Source organism: Tengunoibacter tsumagoiensis (genome assembly GCF_003967535.1).
Taxonomy (GTDB): Bacteria; Chloroflexota; Ktedonobacteria; order Ktedonobacterales; family Ktedonobacteraceae; genus Tengunoibacter; species Tengunoibacter tsumagoiensis.
This window is the reverse complement of sequence record NZ_BIFR01000001.1, coordinates 3,992,910-4,011,414: the sequence shown is the minus strand read 5'-3', so window position 1 is coordinate 4,011,414 and position 18,505 is coordinate 3,992,910. Positions and strand designations below refer to the sequence as shown.

The 18,505-nt window shown below is 46.9% G+C and carries 11 protein-coding genes and 1 pseudogene; 1 reads left to right on the top strand and 11 read right to left on the bottom strand.

Features of this window, described 5'->3' with window-relative positions:
- Nucleotides 1–12 precede the first annotated feature (12 nt).
- The 11 genes and pseudogenes from EL628_RS15780 to EL628_RS15730 all read right to left on the bottom strand — a co-directional run bounded on the left by EL628_RS15780 (nucleotide 13) and on the right by EL628_RS15730 (nucleotide 16,301).
- The gene (locus EL628_RS15780; RefSeq protein ID WP_136626713.1) at nucleotides 13–258 is read right to left on the bottom strand and encodes a hypothetical protein; all 246 of its coding nucleotides are present in this window, start codon (nucleotides 256–258) and stop codon (nucleotides 13–15) included.
- A gap of 707 nt (nucleotides 259–965) precedes the next feature.
- Nucleotides 966–1,442: pseudogene (locus tag EL628_RS15775) on the bottom strand (RHS repeat-associated core domain-containing protein); the annotation flags it as partial.
- Between the two features lie 671 nt (nucleotides 1,443–2,113).
- Nucleotides 2,114–2,758 carry an RHS repeat-associated core domain-containing protein gene (locus EL628_RS15770; RefSeq protein WP_503827289.1) on the bottom strand — a complete coding sequence of 215 codons (645 nt, stop codon included), beginning with the start codon at nucleotides 2,756–2,758 and terminating at the stop codon, nucleotides 2,114–2,116.
- Between the two features lie 2,155 nt (nucleotides 2,759–4,913).
- A complete protein-coding gene (locus EL628_RS15765) occupies nucleotides 4,914–5,558 on the bottom strand; it encodes an RHS repeat domain-containing protein (RefSeq protein ID WP_503827287.1) in 645 nt (214 codons plus the stop codon).
- A 108-nt stretch (nucleotides 5,559–5,666) separates the two neighbouring features.
- Nucleotides 5,667–6,014 carry a hypothetical protein gene (locus tag EL628_RS15760; protein WP_126580881.1) on the bottom strand — a complete coding sequence of 116 codons (348 nt, stop codon included), beginning with the start codon at nucleotides 6,012–6,014 and terminating at the stop codon, nucleotides 5,667–5,669.
- Between the two features lie 114 nt (nucleotides 6,015–6,128).
- Nucleotides 6,129–6,335, bottom strand: a complete 207-nt coding sequence (locus EL628_RS15755; protein WP_126580880.1) for a hypothetical protein — start codon at nucleotides 6,333–6,335, stop codon at nucleotides 6,129–6,131.
- Nucleotides 6,336–6,558: 223 nt separating this feature from the next.
- Nucleotides 6,559–10,008 (bottom strand): RHS repeat-associated core domain-containing protein, encoded by a 3,450-nt coding sequence (locus EL628_RS15750; RefSeq protein WP_161975535.1) that lies wholly within the window; start codon nucleotides 10,006–10,008, stop codon nucleotides 6,559–6,561.
- A gap of 745 nt (nucleotides 10,009–10,753) precedes the next feature.
- The gene (locus tag EL628_RS15745) at nucleotides 10,754–11,776 is read right to left on the bottom strand and encodes an NAD(P)/FAD-dependent oxidoreductase (RefSeq protein ID WP_126580878.1); all 1,023 of its coding nucleotides are present in this window, start codon (nucleotides 11,774–11,776) and stop codon (nucleotides 10,754–10,756) included.
- Between the two features lie 51 nt (nucleotides 11,777–11,827).
- Complete coding sequence (recN, locus tag EL628_RS15740) at nucleotides 11,828–13,759, bottom strand: DNA repair protein RecN (protein ID WP_126580877.1); 1,932 nt, start codon at nucleotides 13,757–13,759, stop codon at nucleotides 11,828–11,830.
- On the bottom strand, nucleotides 13,749–14,621 hold the full coding sequence (locus EL628_RS15735; protein WP_126580876.1) for an NAD(+)/NADH kinase: 873 nt from the start codon (nucleotides 14,619–14,621) through the stop codon (nucleotides 13,749–13,751). Before EL628_RS15735 ends, recN begins: the two co-directional genes overlap by 11 nt.
- Nucleotides 14,622–14,780: 159 nt before the next feature.
- On the bottom strand, nucleotides 14,781–16,301 hold the full coding sequence (locus tag EL628_RS15730; RefSeq protein ID WP_126580875.1) for an HD domain-containing protein: 1,521 nt from the start codon (nucleotides 16,299–16,301) through the stop codon (nucleotides 14,781–14,783).
- A 348-nt stretch (nucleotides 16,302–16,649) separates the two neighbouring features.
- On the opposite strand from EL628_RS15730, the gene EL628_RS15725 reads away from it, so the two are divergent.
- On the top strand, nucleotides 16,650–18,458 hold the full coding sequence (locus EL628_RS15725) for a PrsW family glutamic-type intramembrane protease (RefSeq protein ID WP_126580874.1): 1,809 nt from the start codon (nucleotides 16,650–16,652) through the stop codon (nucleotides 18,456–18,458).
- The last annotated feature ends 47 nt before the right edge of the window (nucleotides 18,459–18,505 follow it).

Here is an 18,505-nt window from a genome sequence, read left to right as displayed (position 1 = left end):
TTACCTCCTTACTCACACCAGCACATGCGACGCCCTCCCCGATACCTCCTTGCCTCGTCGATAGACCAACTTGAGTACACCGACCGTCAAGAACAATAGCACAAAGGCTCCCCTATAAAAAACCTTCTCCATCATCTTCTCACCACAGAGAACGATAATGCCTGCAAAAAGTGTCAGGAGCGACAGGGTCAGGATGATCAACTCAAAAGGCCGCGTTGGCAGCAGATCAGCCAACATCATCGGATGGTCGATAATCACTTCCAAGATGAGAGTAACGATCAACAGTCCCAGACAGATCTCAAGGGCCAGCAGTCACAGCTGCTTGATGGTGAGGGGTTGTGTATTCATCTTGTATATCATTTCTCTGCTTTTTCAAGTACTTAGGAGGGCCACTAAGTAGCAAATAGTTCCAAAAAATGAAACAATAGGCTTACAATGTGCGCTATTCCCAGTTAATAATGTTAATAACAAATTGGTTTTGTGAGCTTAAACCAAGAGAATAATCTCTTGAATTATCTGGTGTATCAGAAATACTTGTACGCTTGAATTTCAAACATCTATATTACATCTTCATACCTTTTTTGCTCTATTATTCAAGTATATAGAAAGAAAAACAATAAAAAATACAAAATATCCTATTGCTGCACTTATATCCACGATAGATCTATAACCATAGAAAAATCTCGCCACACTTGCAGTAAAACTAAGAAAAAAGAGTACGCACAAAACACAGTAAAAAATATAAAAAGACGAGGAACTTCTCTTTTCTTTTCGCATCAATCTCACCTTTACCTCGGAAAATCATAGCTGACTTAAACTTTATAATCCAATTGTAGGCAGCATAAACGATAAGTCAGATATCTTTTACGCTGCCTTGAATTTCACCATGCTCGCTTTCTATTTTTATTTAATCCACTTTCTTCTGATCATAGACTAATTGATTAGAAATCAAGCAGGTCTTCCTATTAGAACTTGCAGTCCTTTTTGATATTCTGAATACCATTGATTCCTTGAAGGATACCAAAGATAGACACAGTAACACTCAGCCCAATAAACAGGCTAGCTTCTATACCTATAATTGCTGCACCTCCCGGCGCTGCAGCGGCTGTTAGCCCTAATGCTACAGCCCCAGTGGGATTCGCGGGTGTAAACAAACTAGCTGCAAAAAAAGCTGTGAGTCCTGAAATGGCAGTTGCACCTCCACCGATTGAAACAAAATCTTGGATGCAAGAGTATGTTAAAGAAAATCTTCCACTCGGATCCACCTCATTCACAGGATTATTATCCGCATACCCATACGGATTCCCTTTCAGCGTCTCCTGCAAACTCCCTCCAACAGGCGTTCGCCGGGTCCATCTCCCGACGGTGGGATCGTAATAGCGAATGCCGAACTTGGTCAGGCCGGGGCTGCTATTGTAGTAGCCGCCAGCATACTTCCAGGGTTGTTGAGGCCGTTCTGTTCCTGCTGGCTGACGATGTTGCCATAGGGATCATATGTGTAGGCGTTGACTTCTTACACTCTTTTATAGCTTATCTGCTCGTTGGTAAATACAAAATTACTCAAGGCTGCTTCTTATTAAATCTTTTACGCAGACGAAAAGAAATAATGCCCGTCAGCAAAAGAGCGAGAATAATAATACAAAATATCACAATTTTATAGCCTTCATTCTCAGTAGGAAGACTCCAGAGTAAAACTGCAAGAAGAGCCCCTGCAACAAGAAGGCCAATTCTCAATTGTATACTTTTAGATACCTTTTTCACATTCTTACCTTTCGAATCTCGTCTGCTTCATGATAAAAAATGGGTAATCTATCGTCTTCCCTCTTTAAAAACACCAAACGCTAACGCAATAAAAAGGGCTGCAGTCAAAAAAATACTGAGTATTCCAAATGAATAGATAGTAACAGTTGTGTCTGAAATGGACGATCTCAGGAGAAAAAACACAAGGTAAACAAAAAGGAAGCCAACTCCAAAAAACAACGGGCCTATTATGAGGCATAAAAGAAAAAGGATCTTCTTTATTGTTTTTTCCATGCAACACTCCTAAAAAGGCTCAAACGATCGTAGTGATGTTCACCAATGAAGCAAGAAAAAAAACCACTACGATCGTTTCCTAAAATCCTAAGAAATTGAATACTTTAATAGCAACCGTTGTAATGCTGCTATTAATAGTAGCTTTATCACTATTAACGCACGAAAATTCGTAAGCATATTCAAAAGTCACTAAATATCTTATTGCACTTATTACAGCTCCAGCGGAAGCTCCAGCAGCGAAAAAGAGCCCAATTCCAGTTCCCGCAAAAGCAATCCCCCCAAGTGTAAATCCAAATTGCACAACTGCACCTATTATCCCCGCAAGTAGCAATCCTGCACTGCATCCTGGAGATACACCATCTCTCCCACGCGGATCCACCTCGTTCACAGGATTATTATCCGCATACACATACGGATTCCCCTTCAGCGTCTCCTGTAAGCTCCCTCCAACAGGCGTTCGCCGGGTCCAACGTCCCACTGCGGGATCGTAGTACCTGATGCCAAACTTGGTCAGACCGGTGCTGCTATCGTAGTAGCCGCCTGCATACTTCCAGGGGTTGTTGAGGCTGCTCTGTTCCTGCTGGCTGATGATGTTGCCGTAGGGATCGTATTTGTAGGCGTTGACCTCCTGGCCGGCGCTGTTGGTCATGCCAACGACAGAACCCAGGCCATCGAACAAGTAGTAATACTTCTTGCCGTCTGGCGTTCGCTCATTGTTGAGCAGGCCGCAGCTACAACGGACATATTCGGTTGTGCCTGCGGCGGTATTGGCTCCCGTGAGGCCCAGGCCGCCCTAGACAAAGCTGTTGCTATTGACCGTGACACCGGCTGGCTCTGGTCAGCACCACTCATCTACATCAGCCTTGCATACTTATTTACACCAACACATCCCATGCATCCTTCCCCTGTGGATACACCAGATCGAGTATACCGACCGTCAGAAGCAGCAACACAAAAGCCCCCCGCATAAAAAAAACACTCCATCACCTTCTCGCCGCAGAGAATAATGCTATCCACAAAGAGCGCCATCAGTGACAAAATCAGAGTGATCAGCTCAAAAGGTCGCGTGGGAAACAGATCAGCCAGCATCTTAGGATGATCAATCGTTATTCCGAGAATGAGGGCGATCACTATGAGACCCAGACAGATTTCGAGAGTCATCAGCCACAGTTGTTTGATGGTGAAGGGTCGTGTCCTCATTTTAAATCCCAAAAGACAGGTACTTTTTAATGAGCGTTAATAATAATTATGTAGATAATAAACAGCATAGTAAAAATAATAACTGCTATTGCTAACCTATATCCATTAAGCAAATCTCTCCCTCTCATGCTTACATCAGTTTTTGCTTGATATCTCATACCTAACAAAAGTGCTAAAAGCGCAACAGCTAAAACACAAAACAAAATAAACGATATGATGAGTATGTTCATTCTTACAACCTCTCTTTTTTGCAGTATCCATCGATACTTCTTTATCTTTGAAACATTCAGGCAATATCAAATGATAAGTTTTTATGCTTACCTCAAATTCTTATATCTTTTTAGAATTTTCAAGGTATTTATGCTGTTAGACCATAATAAAAATACTTTAGTCTAACAGCGTATTTCAAGAAATGGAGTACGTGGGTAAAAGCCTAGCGATACTGCTCATCTTGGCTAACTGCATCGCCAATAGCCTGTGTAATCTCGTAAACCGAATAAGAGATGAATGCAGCCAATATTAAACTAGCAGCTATTCCTATAAAAGGAAATAACTTTAATAAATCTTATATACAAGCTAAGCTTTATTAAAGCAAAAATTGGATTAGAACATATACAATGAACAAATGTTGCATTTCTATCCTGGCGGGCAATCATCGATGAGCTATCGTTTCGCTCGCCAGGACAGAGACCCATGTAAAGCTTCCTATAGCTTCATCTACTTCTGGAATAAAATTGGTAAACATATTCTGCGTATTTAACTATCTCTTTTAATTATATTTATAAGATAACCTAAAATAATAAAAATACTCCAGAAGCAATAAAAAAAGAGAGTGGAAATGCAAGGTTTCTATTTAGGTGTAGCAATAATGAAGCAATATAAAGTACGATGCCGATAATAAATATAACAACTCCGATTGAGAGTAGCGTTACTTTTGATTTCTGAGAACCCATAGATATGCTTCTCCTTATTCATTTTGGCCAATATCATGCAAACTTCTCTCCCTACATTCCGCGGTTCAGGATGGCATTTTGAATAAAAAATAAAAATATTTTTATGCTTTTATTATTTATTAAGATCTTTTTGCAAAATAGAACAAAGCGCAGAAGAGTCTGATTTGGATCAAAAGTTCTCATATCTTGCCTCTCTATTGCCATGCAAAAGAATCTTTTGTTCATATTCAAAAAGCTATTTTCTCGAGTGCAGAATGTGGGCTTTCAATAACAAGTATGAAAAAATTATGACCCGAATAACTCCAAAAGAGAAAGCAGGGCTAACTCTTTTGGGTGGAGATTTGAGCCTCAAGAAAATTATTTCCTCTGTTTCCGATGTTCTAAATAGTTTGCTAAGGCAAAGAGAAACACCAGAATACAACCTGCTAGTGCAAATAGACTAGCAACTCTCTTTTCGCCATTTATTGACCTCATTACCATAACTGCTCCACAAAGAAGCATGCCTGTAAGAGTCGTCAAATAATAAACGTTGTAAAACTTATTTTTCCTTTTTTTTTCCATATGTCCTCCTCTTTAAAATGAAAGTGGTGTTAATTATTTGAAAAAGTGCAGAATAGGCAGCATTGTTAAAGAATCTCTCGAGTCAAACGATGCTGCCTAGTCGTGCTTAACACGTATGCTAGATGTATAGATATGATCTGCTATCTATACATCTAGCATACAGTTCTAAGAGCAATCAGATTTAAGACTTCGAGCGCTATCAACTCCCTGCAGGATAAGAAGGATAGAAATAGTCACAAATACCCCAATAAACAAGCTAGCTGCTAAACCTGCAATGGCAATATCTCCTGGACCTGTAGCAGCAGCAAGCGCTAATGCTACTGCACCGGTTGCATTGCCAGGTGTAAAGAAAGAAATCAACCCTGAAAGCGTAATTACTCCGCCTCCAATAGTTATTACATCTTGAATACATTTATAAGTTAAAGAAAATCGTCCACTCGGATCCACCTCATTCACAGGATTATTATCCGCATACATATACGGATTCCCCTTCAGCGTCTCCTGTAAACTCCCACCCACTGGCGTCCTCTGCGTCCAACGTCCCACGGTCGGATCGTAGTAGCGAATGCCGAACTTGGTCAGGCCGGTGCTGCTATCATAGTAGCCGCCCGCATATTTCCAGGGGTTGTTGAGGCCACTCTGTTCCTGCTGGCTGACGATGTTGCCGTAGGGATCGTATTTGTAGGCGTTGACTTCCTGCCCAGCGCTGTTGGTCATGCCCACGATCGAACCCAGTCCGTCGAAGAGGGAGTCATACTTCTTGCCGTTCGGGGTGCGTTCGTGGTTAAGCAGGCCACAGCAACAGCGCACAGATTCGGTCGTTCCAGCTGCGGTGTTAGTTCGTGTGAGTCCCAGGCCGCCCTAGACAAAGCTGTTGCTATTGACCGTGACACGCTGGCTCTGGTCAGCACCACTCATCTACATCAGCCTTACATACTTATTTACACCAACACATCCCATGCATCCTTCCCCTGTGGATACACCAGATCGAGTATACCGACCATCAGAAGCAGCAGCACAAAAGCTCCCCATATGAAAAAACCGCTCCATCACCTTCTCACCACAGAGAATGACGATGCCTACAAAAAGTGTCAGGAGCGACAAGAGCAGAATAATCAACTCAAAAGGCCGCGTGGGCAATAGATCAGCCAGTACTATGGGTTGATCAATGGCCATTTCGAGGATAAGTATGACGATGAGCAAGCCCAGACAAATGGCCAGGGCCAGTAGCCAGAGTTGCTTGATGGTGAGAGGTTGTATGCTCATTCTAGATGCTTTCTTCAATCAAGAAATATCAGTAAAAGAGTCTACTATTCTAGCAATCTCAAGAAAGTTTCTTTACGAAAAAGCTGATATACTTTAATTTAATTGCTAATATACCTAATTACCTTTTTTTCTCCTTGCATTGTAAAGATAATTCAAAATTATTAGCAAAACAGCGACAAAAATGATACCAAGCATACTGTCAATCCAATATTGCCTAATATTCGGATCTCCTGACCAATTTTCTACAAGCCCAATGATAACAAAAATAACTACAAATAGAGCAACAATAAGTGATGTCCATGTCTTTGCTTGTTTCTTCATTGTATCTCTTTCCTATTTAAAATTTGAAGCTGTAAAATTTTTACAGCTTATTTGAGAAGATATACCTGTGGTAAACAATAGTACCTTTTAAGATAGCTGCTGTCCTTTGTCGTCTGACAATTCCAGTGCAAGTTACTGAACGACTTGCACTGAAATTGCCATCTAAAAGACTCAAATCGCATATCTGCTAAATTTTTCAAAGCAGAAAAATAGCTACGATATACTAGAATATAACACTACAAAGTCCACCACTAAGAGATTCTATTAAATGAGGCTCGAAGCTCACTATTTGCTCAGCTAATGCTTTTCCTGCTACTTTTGCCAGTGCCTCTACATCGAATAGTGGTCCCAATGCTGCGGTTAATCCACCTTCTATCCCACCAGATATAGCACCACAAAGTACATCTTTGCCAAGCTCCCATCCTCCATGACGTTGAAATAATCCATCCAAAAGTCCAAAAAATGCTCCAACTGCTGCCCCAACGCCTATGCCTGCAAAAATTTCAGTCGGATCCGGAAGTGCACCACTCGGATCCATCTCATTCACAGGATTATTATCCGCATACATATACGGATTCCCCTTCAGCGTCTCCTGTAAACTCCCACCCACTGGCGTCCTCTGCGTCCAACGTCCCACGGTCGGATCGTAGTAGCGAATGCCGAACTTGGTCAGGCCGGTGCTGCTATCGTAGTAGCCGCCCGCATACTTCCAGGGGTTGTTGAGGCCGCTCTGTTCTTGCTGGCTGACGATGTTTCCGTAGGGATCGTACTTGTAGGCATTGACTTCCTGGCCGGTGCTGTTGGTCATGCCGACGACGGAGCCCAGACCATCGAAGAGATAGTAATATTTCTTGCCGTCTGGTGTTCGTTCGTTGTTGAGAAGGCCGCAGCTACAACGGACATATTCGGTCGTGCCTGCGGTGGTCTTCGCAGTGGTCAGTCCCAGGCCACCATAGACGAAGGTATCGCTATTGACCTGAACCCGCTCGCTCTGGGTGGTTCCGCTATAGGTGTAGTTAGTGGAACCATTCTTTGTGGTCTGGTTCAGGACGTTGTAGCTCAGGGTGCCTCCTGCGGTTGAACCGATCAGGTTGCCGATGCCGTCATAGCTATAGGTGGTGCTTCCGCTGCCGTTGGTTCTGGTGATCAGCTCGCTGGCGGCGTTGTAGCTATAGCTCTCATTGAGGCCAGTGCTCTGGACCTGCTTGCTGGTGATGTTGCCGTTATTGTCATAGCCATATTTGTTGTCTTCTACCACGCTGTTACTGGCATTCTTTGTGGAGGCCTCCAGCAGGAAGTTAAGACCATTGCCGCTATAGCTATAGCTGGTTGTCAAGGTGCCACTGTGTGTGATCGGGTCCAGATACTGCACGCTCTGCAGCAGAGAGGTCGGATTGGGCCCGCTCTGATAGGTGTACTGATAATTGGTATACGCGGTACTGAAGGTATTGGATGTAGATGAAGTGAAAATCCCGCTCTGGCTTGCAGTCTCCTGACCAGCTGTGTTGAAGGCCATCAGCATACCAGTGCCGTTGGGATAGCGGATGCTGGTCTTGTGGTTGGCATGGTCGTAGCCATACGTGGTCTGAGCCCCATCAGGCTCCTGAACGGTCGTGACGCGATTGATCGTGTCATAGCTGTAGGTGATATCCCCGGTGCTATCGTCATAAATGGTCAGGTTGCCGACGTTGTCATACGTAGTCTTGATCAGGGTCCCCCCTGGCAGTTTCTTCTGCGTGAGACGGTTGAGGACATCATATTGAAAGGTAGTGGTGCCTGTGCTATCCTGCTCGGTCAGGACATTACCAGCATCATCGTAGGTATATTTCACGTCACTTTGACTATTGTAATTGATGTCCGTTACCCGATCCTGCTTATCGTAGGTGTAGGTTGTTTTGTGGGTGTTGCCATCGGTCAGGGTGCTGACACGGCTGAGGGCATCAACGGTAAGGCTTGTCTGCCCCAATGGGCTGGGCTGGGTAATCGTCTTCAGGTTGCCCAGCGCGTCATAGCCATAGGTGGTGGTATTCCCATTGGCATCTTGCTGGGTGGCGACGGTGCCATTGCCGTTATAGGTGTAGGTCAGCCCTTTGTTGGTCTGCTGATCGATGGCCGAGAGCAGGTTGCCATTGGTGTCATACGCATAGTTCGTGCTATGGCCCTGCGGATCGGTCTGGGTGAACGGGTTGTAGGTGTTGTTGCCCGTTCCGCCATAGCCAAAGTGCGTCGTGGGACCAACGGTAGGATTGGAGCCGCCCGTGTTGGTATCACCGATAGAGACCTGGGTGAGATTATTCTTGCCATCGGTTGAGAATTGGAAATCGGAGAGGTCGCTCAATGCATCTCCATACTGAGTGACGTTATAGTTGGTCGCATCATAGGTGTTGGTGGTGCTGTATCCCAGCGCATTGGTCGTCTTCGTCACCTGAAGGTTGCTGTTGTAATAGTATGTGGTGCTGTGATTGTTCTGATCGGTGACGACGGTGTTGCCGGTGTTATAGGTAAAGGTGATGGTTTTATTGTTCGCATCGGTGATTTTGGTGACTTTCCCATCCGGGGCATAGATAAAGGATGTCTGATGGTTCAGGGGATCGGTGATGGTTGCCACGCGATCATCTGTGGAGTTGTCATAGGTAAAGCTGGTCGTTTTGCCATTGGTGTTCTGAATGGAGGTGAGGTCTCCCCAGACATAGGTGTAGATGGCAGTTCGACCGGTGCTATCAGTGATCTTCGTCAATTGATTGGCGTTCAGGTTCGTGGTTCCTTTCTCAAACAGAACCGTTCGTCCCTGACTATCAACCGCCTGCGTGCTGTATCCATCAGCATCATAGTCTGCATTGATCAGATTGCCATTCTTGTCCTGGATACTGAACAGATTGCCATAGGTGCCATTAAAGTTCCAGGTGAGGCCCGATTGGTGGAAATGAAGCACGTAGTTATTTGAGGCATCATGGAAATGATAGAGCGTAGCATTGAGGCCAGGAGCATCCGTAAATTCTCCATTCCCATCGGCTGGATAGTAGGCATGGAAGCCGCTGGGTCCGGCCAACGTAACGCCCGCATTGGGATTACTGACATCAAGAGCGATGCCTCGGCCAAAGGACCAGTTCCAGTTCCAGCCTGCATCCACAATCAGTTCATTATTGAGACTATTAAAGTAATCACCCAGATTGAGGTCCAGACCAGTTCCTTTGATGTTGACCGCATCCTGGTGCAAGAGCAGGTTTCCACTCGCAACATTGACCTTCATCGATAATTGATCGGTGAGGTTGCGACTGGCGGCATAGGTATAGAAAGGAAGATCTCCCAGACCATCAAAGGGTGTCTGTGCACTCAATGCAGTGGTTGCGGTTTTGATGGCCAGACTCTTTTGAAAGTTAGCGGGAGGAGGCGTCTGAAAGGCTGGCTGCACCTGACGTGGTGGAGTCGAGCTCTGCTGAAGCGCGATTGCCTCACGTTGCTGACTGGCCGCCTGCACCTGCGGGACTTGAATCAGAAAGCTGGTCAGAACACTTCCACTGACGAGTGTCAAGAGCAGGGACAATCTGGCGATCTGACTCCAAAAACGGCGAACCCAATAAAGAGAGAAAAGCTGTAAAAAGAATGTAAAGAGTGATGAAACAAGGGAAGGAGAATTTTGCGTGGAAATCTGCTGATTCACTGTGTCATTCATAAAAGAAGAAATCCATTTCCGTATGTCAATAAAGCAATCAACATTCCATGTGGTTGCGGATACAAAGAGAAGGCGAACATCCATGGCCACTTCTCTTCTGAGAAAGCACGAGAGATTGCTGTCCTCTGGACAGATGGACATCTCGTCATACGCGAGAGCATCACAAAAGATCTCGTTACAACAGTGTAGAGAAGTGCCCAGAGGACGCTTCTCGCTTCTTAAGAAAAAAGATACGTGCCTGATATGGTCATTCGTCGAAGCCGTTTTCTGTTCGATCCTGCTCTCTCATATGCGAGAAGAGTGAGGAAGATCCTCACATCATGCAGGATAGCTACTGCGCACCATGTAGCTGACAAGAAATTTGGCGGTAGAGTTGACCAGCACAGGCTATTCCGTTCTTGCATCTCTAACCATGAATAGTGTAACTAATGCTAGAGCAATTATGCAAGTATTTCAGGTGGAATACAATAATTTCTAATCTTTCTTATCTGGCTCTTAGTGATTTCTAATCATTTTCTAAGGGTAAATTTCGCTCTGAGCTCAAAGTCTTTTGGATAAGATAGTATTACCTCATCCATAGTAATGTTAGGTATTAACTCATCCATAACTATGTGAGGAATCACTCTTCAGGAAGACTAACAAGCAGCAAGAGAGGGCATTTATTTTTTTATGTGGAGAGATTATCCCTATGAGGCTGTCAGGAGAAACGGTAATCTTTTCTACTATTCATAGTAATTAGTCTAGTTTATGTTAGTTTACTCGCAATTGTGATGCCATGTTCTAAAGCCAGATGTAATCGGCCCCCGACAAAAGAATCGCCACAGAAGGCCAGACCTTCAGGCAGACTGAGGGCGTTAAGAGTTTCGGCATCTGCTCTGGCAGAGGGAAGGGCGTAGAGCCAGCGCTGGACGTCACTGACGATGGGCTCCCCTAACTCTTCTTGTAGGAGCTTCTCAACCTGTCGAGCGGCATCCTGGATCAGATCCGGATCTTCATCATCCCAGTGGGTAAGGCTATAGCTGGGAGACATCTGAGCAAGCAAGAGGCCAGCGCCAGCGGGGACGCGTTCAGGGGCTTTTTCGTGTTCCCAGGCCAGCCAGGAGATCGCATGTTTTTTATCGGTATTGACGATCGCATAATAGGGACGTTCCTGAGGTCTGGACTGATAGCCGAGGGCGATCGAGAGCTGACGATTATAGTGGGCCATCTTCAAGTGCTTCAGGCAGTGTGCTTGTAACGTTTGGTCGAGCTGACTATTAGCGATGATAGTAGAGGATTGTTCGGCAGGGATAGCCAGTAGAATTTTTTCAAAGGGGCCGTAGAGCTGACCATGATTATCGGCTAGCGTCCAGCCATCTGCATGCTGCTCAATTGTATCGATGCGTGTATGGGTCGTGATAGGGAGGCCTTCAGCCATGCGGTTGGCAAGCGAAGAGAGCCCATTGCGGTAGCTCCACTTGTGCTCTTCCGTCAATGTGGGATCGCCCGGCTGAATCTCTCCCTGTTCATTGAAGATCCAGACTGGTTTACCAATATTGAGCAGATCCGGCGTCGCAAAGCGATCGGTGATCAGAGAAGTAATAGCAGGGTTGCCCTCTTTAAAGTATTGTGCCCCGCCATCATAGATAAAGCCGTCGCGCTGGCGGGTCGTTGCTCGACCGCCAGGGCCACGGCTTTTCTCAAAGAGGTGCACTGATAAACCAGCATCGCGCAGGGTATGAGCGGCGGCAAGTCCGCTCATACCCGCGCCAATAATTGCGATGCTCATGGTATCTTCCCTCGCCAACTTTCTGCAACACGCAAATAAATAGGATTGGAATCAGGAGAGGCCAGATCGATCGGATTGATGATTGCGCAGCCAGTTCTCTTTCCAGAGATAGGAGCGATCGAGCATCTCCTCGGCACTCTTCATCGAGAAATCCGTGACGCTTCCACCCATGATATGAGCAATCTCGCGTGAGCGCTGCTCAGGACGTAGCTCATTCACAATTGTGACCGTACGATTCTCGAGTATCTGCTTATTCACATTGTAATGGGTATCGGCAAACGCAGCAATCTGTGGCAGGTGCGTCACACAAATAACCTGATGGCTGCGTGTGAGCTGCCAGAGCTTCTCGCCAACCACCTGACCGCTGCGACCACTGATACCTGCATCGATCTCATCGAAGATCAACGTTGGAGTTGCATCGGCGTCGGCCAGAATCGTTTTCAGAGCGAGCATCAGACGTGAAGTCTCACCACCGGAGGCGATCTTTGTCAGGGGCTTGAAAGGTTCGCCAGGATTGGGCGCAATCAAGAACTGAATCTGATCGATGCCAGAGAGATCACAGGCATAATGTTGTACAGGTTCGCCCTGAATACTCGCCGGTACGCCAGACTCATCGAGAGACTGAATAATTTCGACCTGGAAGCGAGCGCGGCGCATATTGAGATCATTGAGCTGCGCCTCCATCGCCGTCGCCAGATGTTTAGCGGCTTCATAGCGGCGTGCCGAGAGTTGCTGAGCAATCTCACCGATCTCGTTGCGGAACTGGCCATCCTGTTTTTGCAGACGAGCGATCAACTCATCACGATTATCAATCGTCTCCAACTCCGCCTGATCCTCGGCCATGCGTTTGAGGATCTCCTCAATTGTCGCGCCATATTTGCGTTTCAGCTTGGCAATGAGATCGAGCCGTTCCTCGATATCGGCCAGTCGATTGGGATCATCCTCAATATCGGTCTCATAGGTGCCAATCGAGGTTGCGATATCCTCAAGCTGATAGATGGCTTCGGAGAGCGTCTCCTCATACTCCTCCATACTCTTATCGAGCCGGACGAGCTCATTGAGACTGCGTTGAGCCACACGTAACTGATCGAGGGCCGGTTGAAAATCCTCGCCCCCAACCTCGGACCCCTTGATGGGACCATAGATCAGCGAGCAGAGCTCACGCAAGCGTTCGGCATTGCTCAGAACCTTCTGCTCCTCCTCGAGCTCCTCAACCTCACCGACCTTCAAATTGGCCTTCTCGATCTCCTCAATCTCAAAGCGGAGGAACTCGGCGCGTCGCTCTTGATCACGAACATTCTGTTGTAACGACTGCAACGTTTTGCGTGCATTGCGCCAGTCAGTCACTTTATTGGTAAGAGCATCGCGGAGAGGAAGCGTCTCGGCATAGCGGTCAAGAAAGTTGACATGTTGATCGGGTCGCAGCAGACTCATATTCTCGCTCTGTCCATGGATATCGATCAGCCAGCTAGCAACCTGTTGTAGAATCTGCTGGGAGAAGGCGCGGCCATTGATGCGAGCGACCGTACGACCGGAACGAAAAATATCGCGGGTCAGAATAATCTGGCCCTCATCGGGTTCAATGGCGTATTGAGCGAGAAGAGCAGCGAGGGCCACGCGTGCATCGGCGCTGTGTTCGGCGTCGGTAGCGCGCTGAGCCTGATAGGTTTCAGCCTGTTCCATCACAGCCAGGAGCGTGGTCGCGCCATTGGTTGCGGGATCGGTTGACGCATCATAGGGCTGCCAATCCTCGGCCATAGTTGGGAGGGGAGCCAGAGTAAAGACCCCCTCAACGGAAGCGCGTTCGCAGCCGGCGCGCACGAATTCCGCGCCAATCTTCCCGCCGAGCAGAGCGTTTACAGCGTCAATAATAATCGACTTACCTGCACCAGTTTCGCCAGTAAAGACATTAAACTTATGGTTCAGACGTAAGTGCAGGTGATCGATAATAGCGAAATCTTTAATCGTTAACTCAGTTAGCATGATGACTTTCGGTCTCAGGTGTGCTATCGTTTCGTAACTTCGCATTAATGATCTGATAAAAATAGGTTGGCGGTCGTCGCCGGAGAAATTTGGTCTCGTATTGGCTTTTATGAACAGTAATAATGGCCCCATCCTTTAGCTCGCGGTTAAGCTGGCCGTCGGCGGAAAAGACCCCATTCTGAGAGCCTGTAAAGATCTGAAGCTCAACCCGGGCTTCGGGCTGGAGAACAAGAGAGCGATCGGATGCCAGATGGGCTGCAATAGGAGTCAGGACACTGCTTTTCACCTGTGGATGGAGCAAAGGGCCGCCAACAGCCATATTGTATGCCGTTGAGCCGGTCGCTGTTGAGAGGATCATACCATCAGCATAACTTGTATTATAATAATAGTCATCCACTGTCACGCGAACCTGAATCACACGTGGCCAGGTACCGCGTGCAATCACGATGTCATTGAGCGCTAAAAACTCCTCGCTGGTTCCGTCTTGTGTGAGAACCGCATGGAGCATCGAGCGTTCATCCGTCCAGACCGAAGCGTCTTCATGAATATAGTAATCGAGTTTTGTCTCCAACTCAGCTGGCTCTAATTCCGTAAGAAAGCCTACGCGACCAAAATTTATACCAACGATTGGAACGCCAAGGCAAGCGCAGACGCGAGAAGCATGGACGATTGTCCCATCGCCACCGAGGACGAGAACAAGATCGCAGCCTTCAATGGATGAGGTTGCGCACTCCTGACCTTCCTCGTGAAGATCAATAGAACGGACAGTATGGCCTTTGTGTTCTAAGGTTGGTACAAGCTGGGACGCCATTGTTGCAGCCTCTTGCTTGCGTCCCTGGTAGAAAATCGCAATTGTCTTCACTAAATACTCCCGTTGGCAAGCGAGGACTCCGATCCCATGTGCTGCCTTTACATGTTGAGCCTCTGTAATGGTACGCCATGGTAGCCGACTTGTCAACCGTTTTTTCTGGAAAGAACGTTCTTATTGCCGAGTGATAGGAATGCCGTTTGTTAGGGGTCGTTACCAGGAGTTGTTGTGTTGGAGAAACTCTTCGGCGAACCAGAGAGCCTCTTCCTTTGAGCGAATCTGGCCTTCAGACTGAGCTTCGGAGATAGCTTCCAGAAGCTGACCAACGATCGGGCCTGGTTGAAGGTTCATGCGATGGATAAGCTCATCAGCCTGTAGTAAGCGAGGAGGGAGAATGGTATCACGTTCGCAGATATAGCGCGTTAAGAGGGTCAGGACCGCATTGAGATGGCGCTGCCAATGTTCGGTTAAAGGCTGGGGTCCGCGCATGGCCAGATGGTCTGCCAGCGCTACGATGGCAACAGAGATGCCTGCTGGTCCCAGGTCTACAAAGTAGCGGCGGATGGCACGCTGAGTGATCTCCGCCTGGCTGAGTTGGCCGGGCCGCATATGATGCGCAGCAATCTGTTGAGCCAGCCTCCGTTCCTGAGTACTGGCTCCCAGGCGTGTCATAATCTGAGCCACCAGCGAGGCACCTGTTTGAGGATGATGATAGAACGTGATCGTGCCCTGATCGTCGACGGCATAGGTTGATGTTTTCCCAATATCATGGAGGAGCGCTCCGAGCTTCATCGTTGGGCTTGTGATGTGTTCGAATGAGAAGATACCCTGTTCTTCTGCTAAAAAGAGCAGTCGTTGAAGCTCAACTATTGTTCCTGTCTGTTGAAGATCCAGGGGAGATTGTGCGAGCTCTGAGGCTGGTTGGAGCAGATGATCGGCCAGATATTCCAGCGCGGCCACCGTCTCCAGCGAATGATCAAAGACATCCCAGTAATGGAGAGAAGGCTGGGGCATTCCCAGTGCCGGTTGAAGTTCAGGGATAAGTGTAAGAAGAAGTCCCTGTTGATCGAGAAAGCGGAGACGCTCAATGGCCTGCGGTGGCCGTAAAATCATAAAGAGCTCTTCATGAATGCGTTCTACGGCAGCCCTGGGCAGGAGGTGAGCATCGCGCTGAATAAGACTGGCCGTGTGTGGTTCAATGGTAAGCTGATAGCGCATACGAAAACGAATAGCCCGTAGCATGCGTAGAGCATCCTGTCGGAAGACCGTGTCATTCACCACACGGAGCGTGCGAGATTGAAGATCCTCTGCTCCTGATAATGGATCAATCAGGGCGAGAGGAGCCTGCTGTTGAAGCGAGAGGAGCAGATTATCGAGGGAAATAGCCATCGCATTGAGCGTAAAATCGCGTTGACGAAGATCCTCCTCAAGTGTTGAGCCATGAAGGGGAGCGAAATCAAACACAAGCTCAGACTGATCACGTTTAAGTACCACTCGTCTGGCTTTATCATGCATATGTGCATAAAAGCCCCCGAGAAGATTCGCAATATCACGCGCCTGTCTGGATACATCGCCACTCAGGACAATATCCCAATCAGTGCAAGGTTCATGGAAGAGGAGATTACGAACCGACCCACCAACTAAATAGGCTTCACTCTGCTGAGAGTGAAGATAATGAGCAATCTGTTCTAAAAGGGGCAGTATCTTGCTCGTTTGTTGATCTTCTATTGCCATCGCACAATCTCAAATCGTTAAGAATAGAATGGATATCCTTGTAATAATAGCATCATTGTCTATATCTTTGGATCGTCTGGCGATAGAGCCAGATTACTTCATGTTATAGATGAAGGATGGAAGAGAGAGCGGTCCATCCAGATAGAGAAGCGAATTGTTCTACGATAGAGAGACAAAAGACCAACTGAGAGATAAAAATGGTAGGGAAAAGGGTTAATTTTTTGTGGTCAGTTGTCGTATACTAAAATTAGCGAAAGATAAAAATGACAGTCAGAGATGCCGAGAAAGAAAAGAAAGATGTGTGCAGCAAGTGGCAAATAAGTCTTTGCTGACTGGGAATACGTGTGCATGAGCGTAAGCGATAATTTTGGGGTCCTGCGTATTGTGCGAGTGAGAGCGGCGAACACGGCCAGAAAGACCTCTGAGAAACAGACGGTAGAATGGCTGCCAGAAGAACGATTGGTGCACTTGCTTACACAGCGTGAGACGATTATTGGTCGCGCCTTAAGTAGCGACCTGGTCTTATTAGACCCGACCGTCTCGCGTGAACATGCTCGTTTAGTCTTAGATGAGCTGGGTTGGCGTGTCTATAATTTGACCTCACAGAATATTGTTCGCGTGAATGGGCGCACCGTCCCGATGGGGGAATCGCTCCCTCTCCAGCCTCAGGACTGTTTTGTGCTAGGTGGCACAACCTTACAATTAATTGCACCTTCACAGGGAGATCTTGACGATGTATCCTCCCTTGCCTGTCCTCCTCAAACTGATGGATCGCCAGTAGAAGATCACCTGATAAAGCTGAAGCAGTGGCAGGACCAGGAGAGTTCAATTAGCGTGCTTCCCAATGAAGCAACCGTCCTTGCAGGGATTGACACAGACATCATCTCTGAAGAGGAGGACAGTGGAGGAGTGCCGGAAGGCTTTTTGAGCGCGGGCATCACCATGCAGTTTGCATTACCGAGACTATTGCGTGGGAAGGTACGCTGGTGGGTATTTGGGGTGGTAGTGGCTTTTTTGATTGTTGGCGCGGTAATTGCGATTATCCTGCATAATATGACCGATCTTATGGCGTTAACCCAGGATGGTCCAGTGAGCATCTTATCGGCTCTTACAATCCCCCTGATCCCGGCCATTGGCATTGGCTTGCTCGTCAATTGTATCGATCGTTTTGAGCGTGAGCCCTGGTTTCTGCGTTTAGGAGCTTTTATCTGGGGAGCAATTATTATTCCTCCAGCATTATTTATTGAGCAGCAATTGGATACTGCCTTTGTAGGGATTGCTGGTCCGGACTCAGGAGCACTGGCGCATGCATTATTTCAAGGTTTGCGGGCAGGCGTAACTGAAGAGAGCGTAAAAGGCTTTGGGCTTCTGCTCCTCTTCTTCTTGATACGAGATGAATTTGATAACATAACTGATGGCATTGTCTACGGAGCATTAATCGGCGCAGGCTTTGCCATGGTGGAAAACTTTTATTATTTTGTGCAGAGTCCAAAATTAATCCTCTTCCTTTTTGTTGGCAGAATAGTATTGGGCTGGCTGTGTCATTCTACATTTACCGTTTGTTTTGGTATTGCCCTGGGATATGTGCGTCATACGCGTCTGAGATGGAAGCATATAGCTATTCCACTAGTAGGTTTTCTTGCGGCAATAGGGCTGCATACCATCTTTGATTTTATCAACCAGTTTGCCAACGACCTGGCTACTGCATCGCCAGACAATGCAACCATCATGCTGATATCAACGATTGCAGTCATTGCCAATTATATTCCCCCTTTTTGTACTCAGATTGTGATCCTCTATTTTCTCCTCAAATCATTGAGTCATGAAGTATATATCCTGCGTGAATTTTTGGCTTCGGAAGTGAGCCGCGGTATTATTACCGTTGATGAGTATGCCCTTCTACAACATTCCTTTGTTCGTACACAAGAAGAGCGAAGAGTTCTCAGGCGGTATGGTTGGAAGCAATGGTTGCGTGTCAAAGAGCTCTATCAGACTGAGATTGGATTAGCTTTTCGGAAGTGGCATGTGAGCATGGGAGACAAGCCAAAATTCGGCTATATCCAACCCGAAGATGCCTATCGTCAGCGTATCAAGCGTTTGAGACAAGAGATTGTAGTGTGTGAACAGGCCAAAAAAGGAGAGGAATCATCACCTTGACACCTCTTCAAATCGCATGTTAGCATGAGCACAGGTGCATCTGAAAT

Coding starts and splice junctions, on each gene's coding strand:
- EL628_RS15745 (WP_126580878.1), bottom strand. CDS start 11,776: ATGAGCATCGCAATTATTGGCGCGGGTATGAGCGGACTTGCCGCCGCT.
- EL628_RS15755 (WP_126580880.1), bottom strand. CDS start 6,335: ATGAAGAAACAAGCAAAGACATGGACATCACTTATTGTTGCTCTATTT.
- EL628_RS15760 (WP_126580881.1), bottom strand. CDS start 6,014: ATGAGCATACAACCTCTCACCATCAAGCAACTCTGGCTACTGGCCCTG.
- EL628_RS15725 (WP_126580874.1), top strand. CDS start 16,650: ATGAGCGTAAGCGATAATTTTGGGGTCCTGCGTATTGTGCGAGTGAGA.
- EL628_RS15730 (WP_126580875.1), bottom strand. CDS start 16,301: ATGGCAATAGAAGATCAACAAACGAGCAAGATACTGCCCCTTTTAGAA.
- recN (WP_126580877.1), bottom strand. CDS start 13,759: ATGCTAACTGAGTTAACGATTAAAGATTTCGCTATTATCGATCACCTG.
- EL628_RS15750 (WP_161975535.1), bottom strand. CDS start 10,008: ATGAATGACACAGTGAATCAGCAGATTTCCACGCAAAATTCTCCTTCC.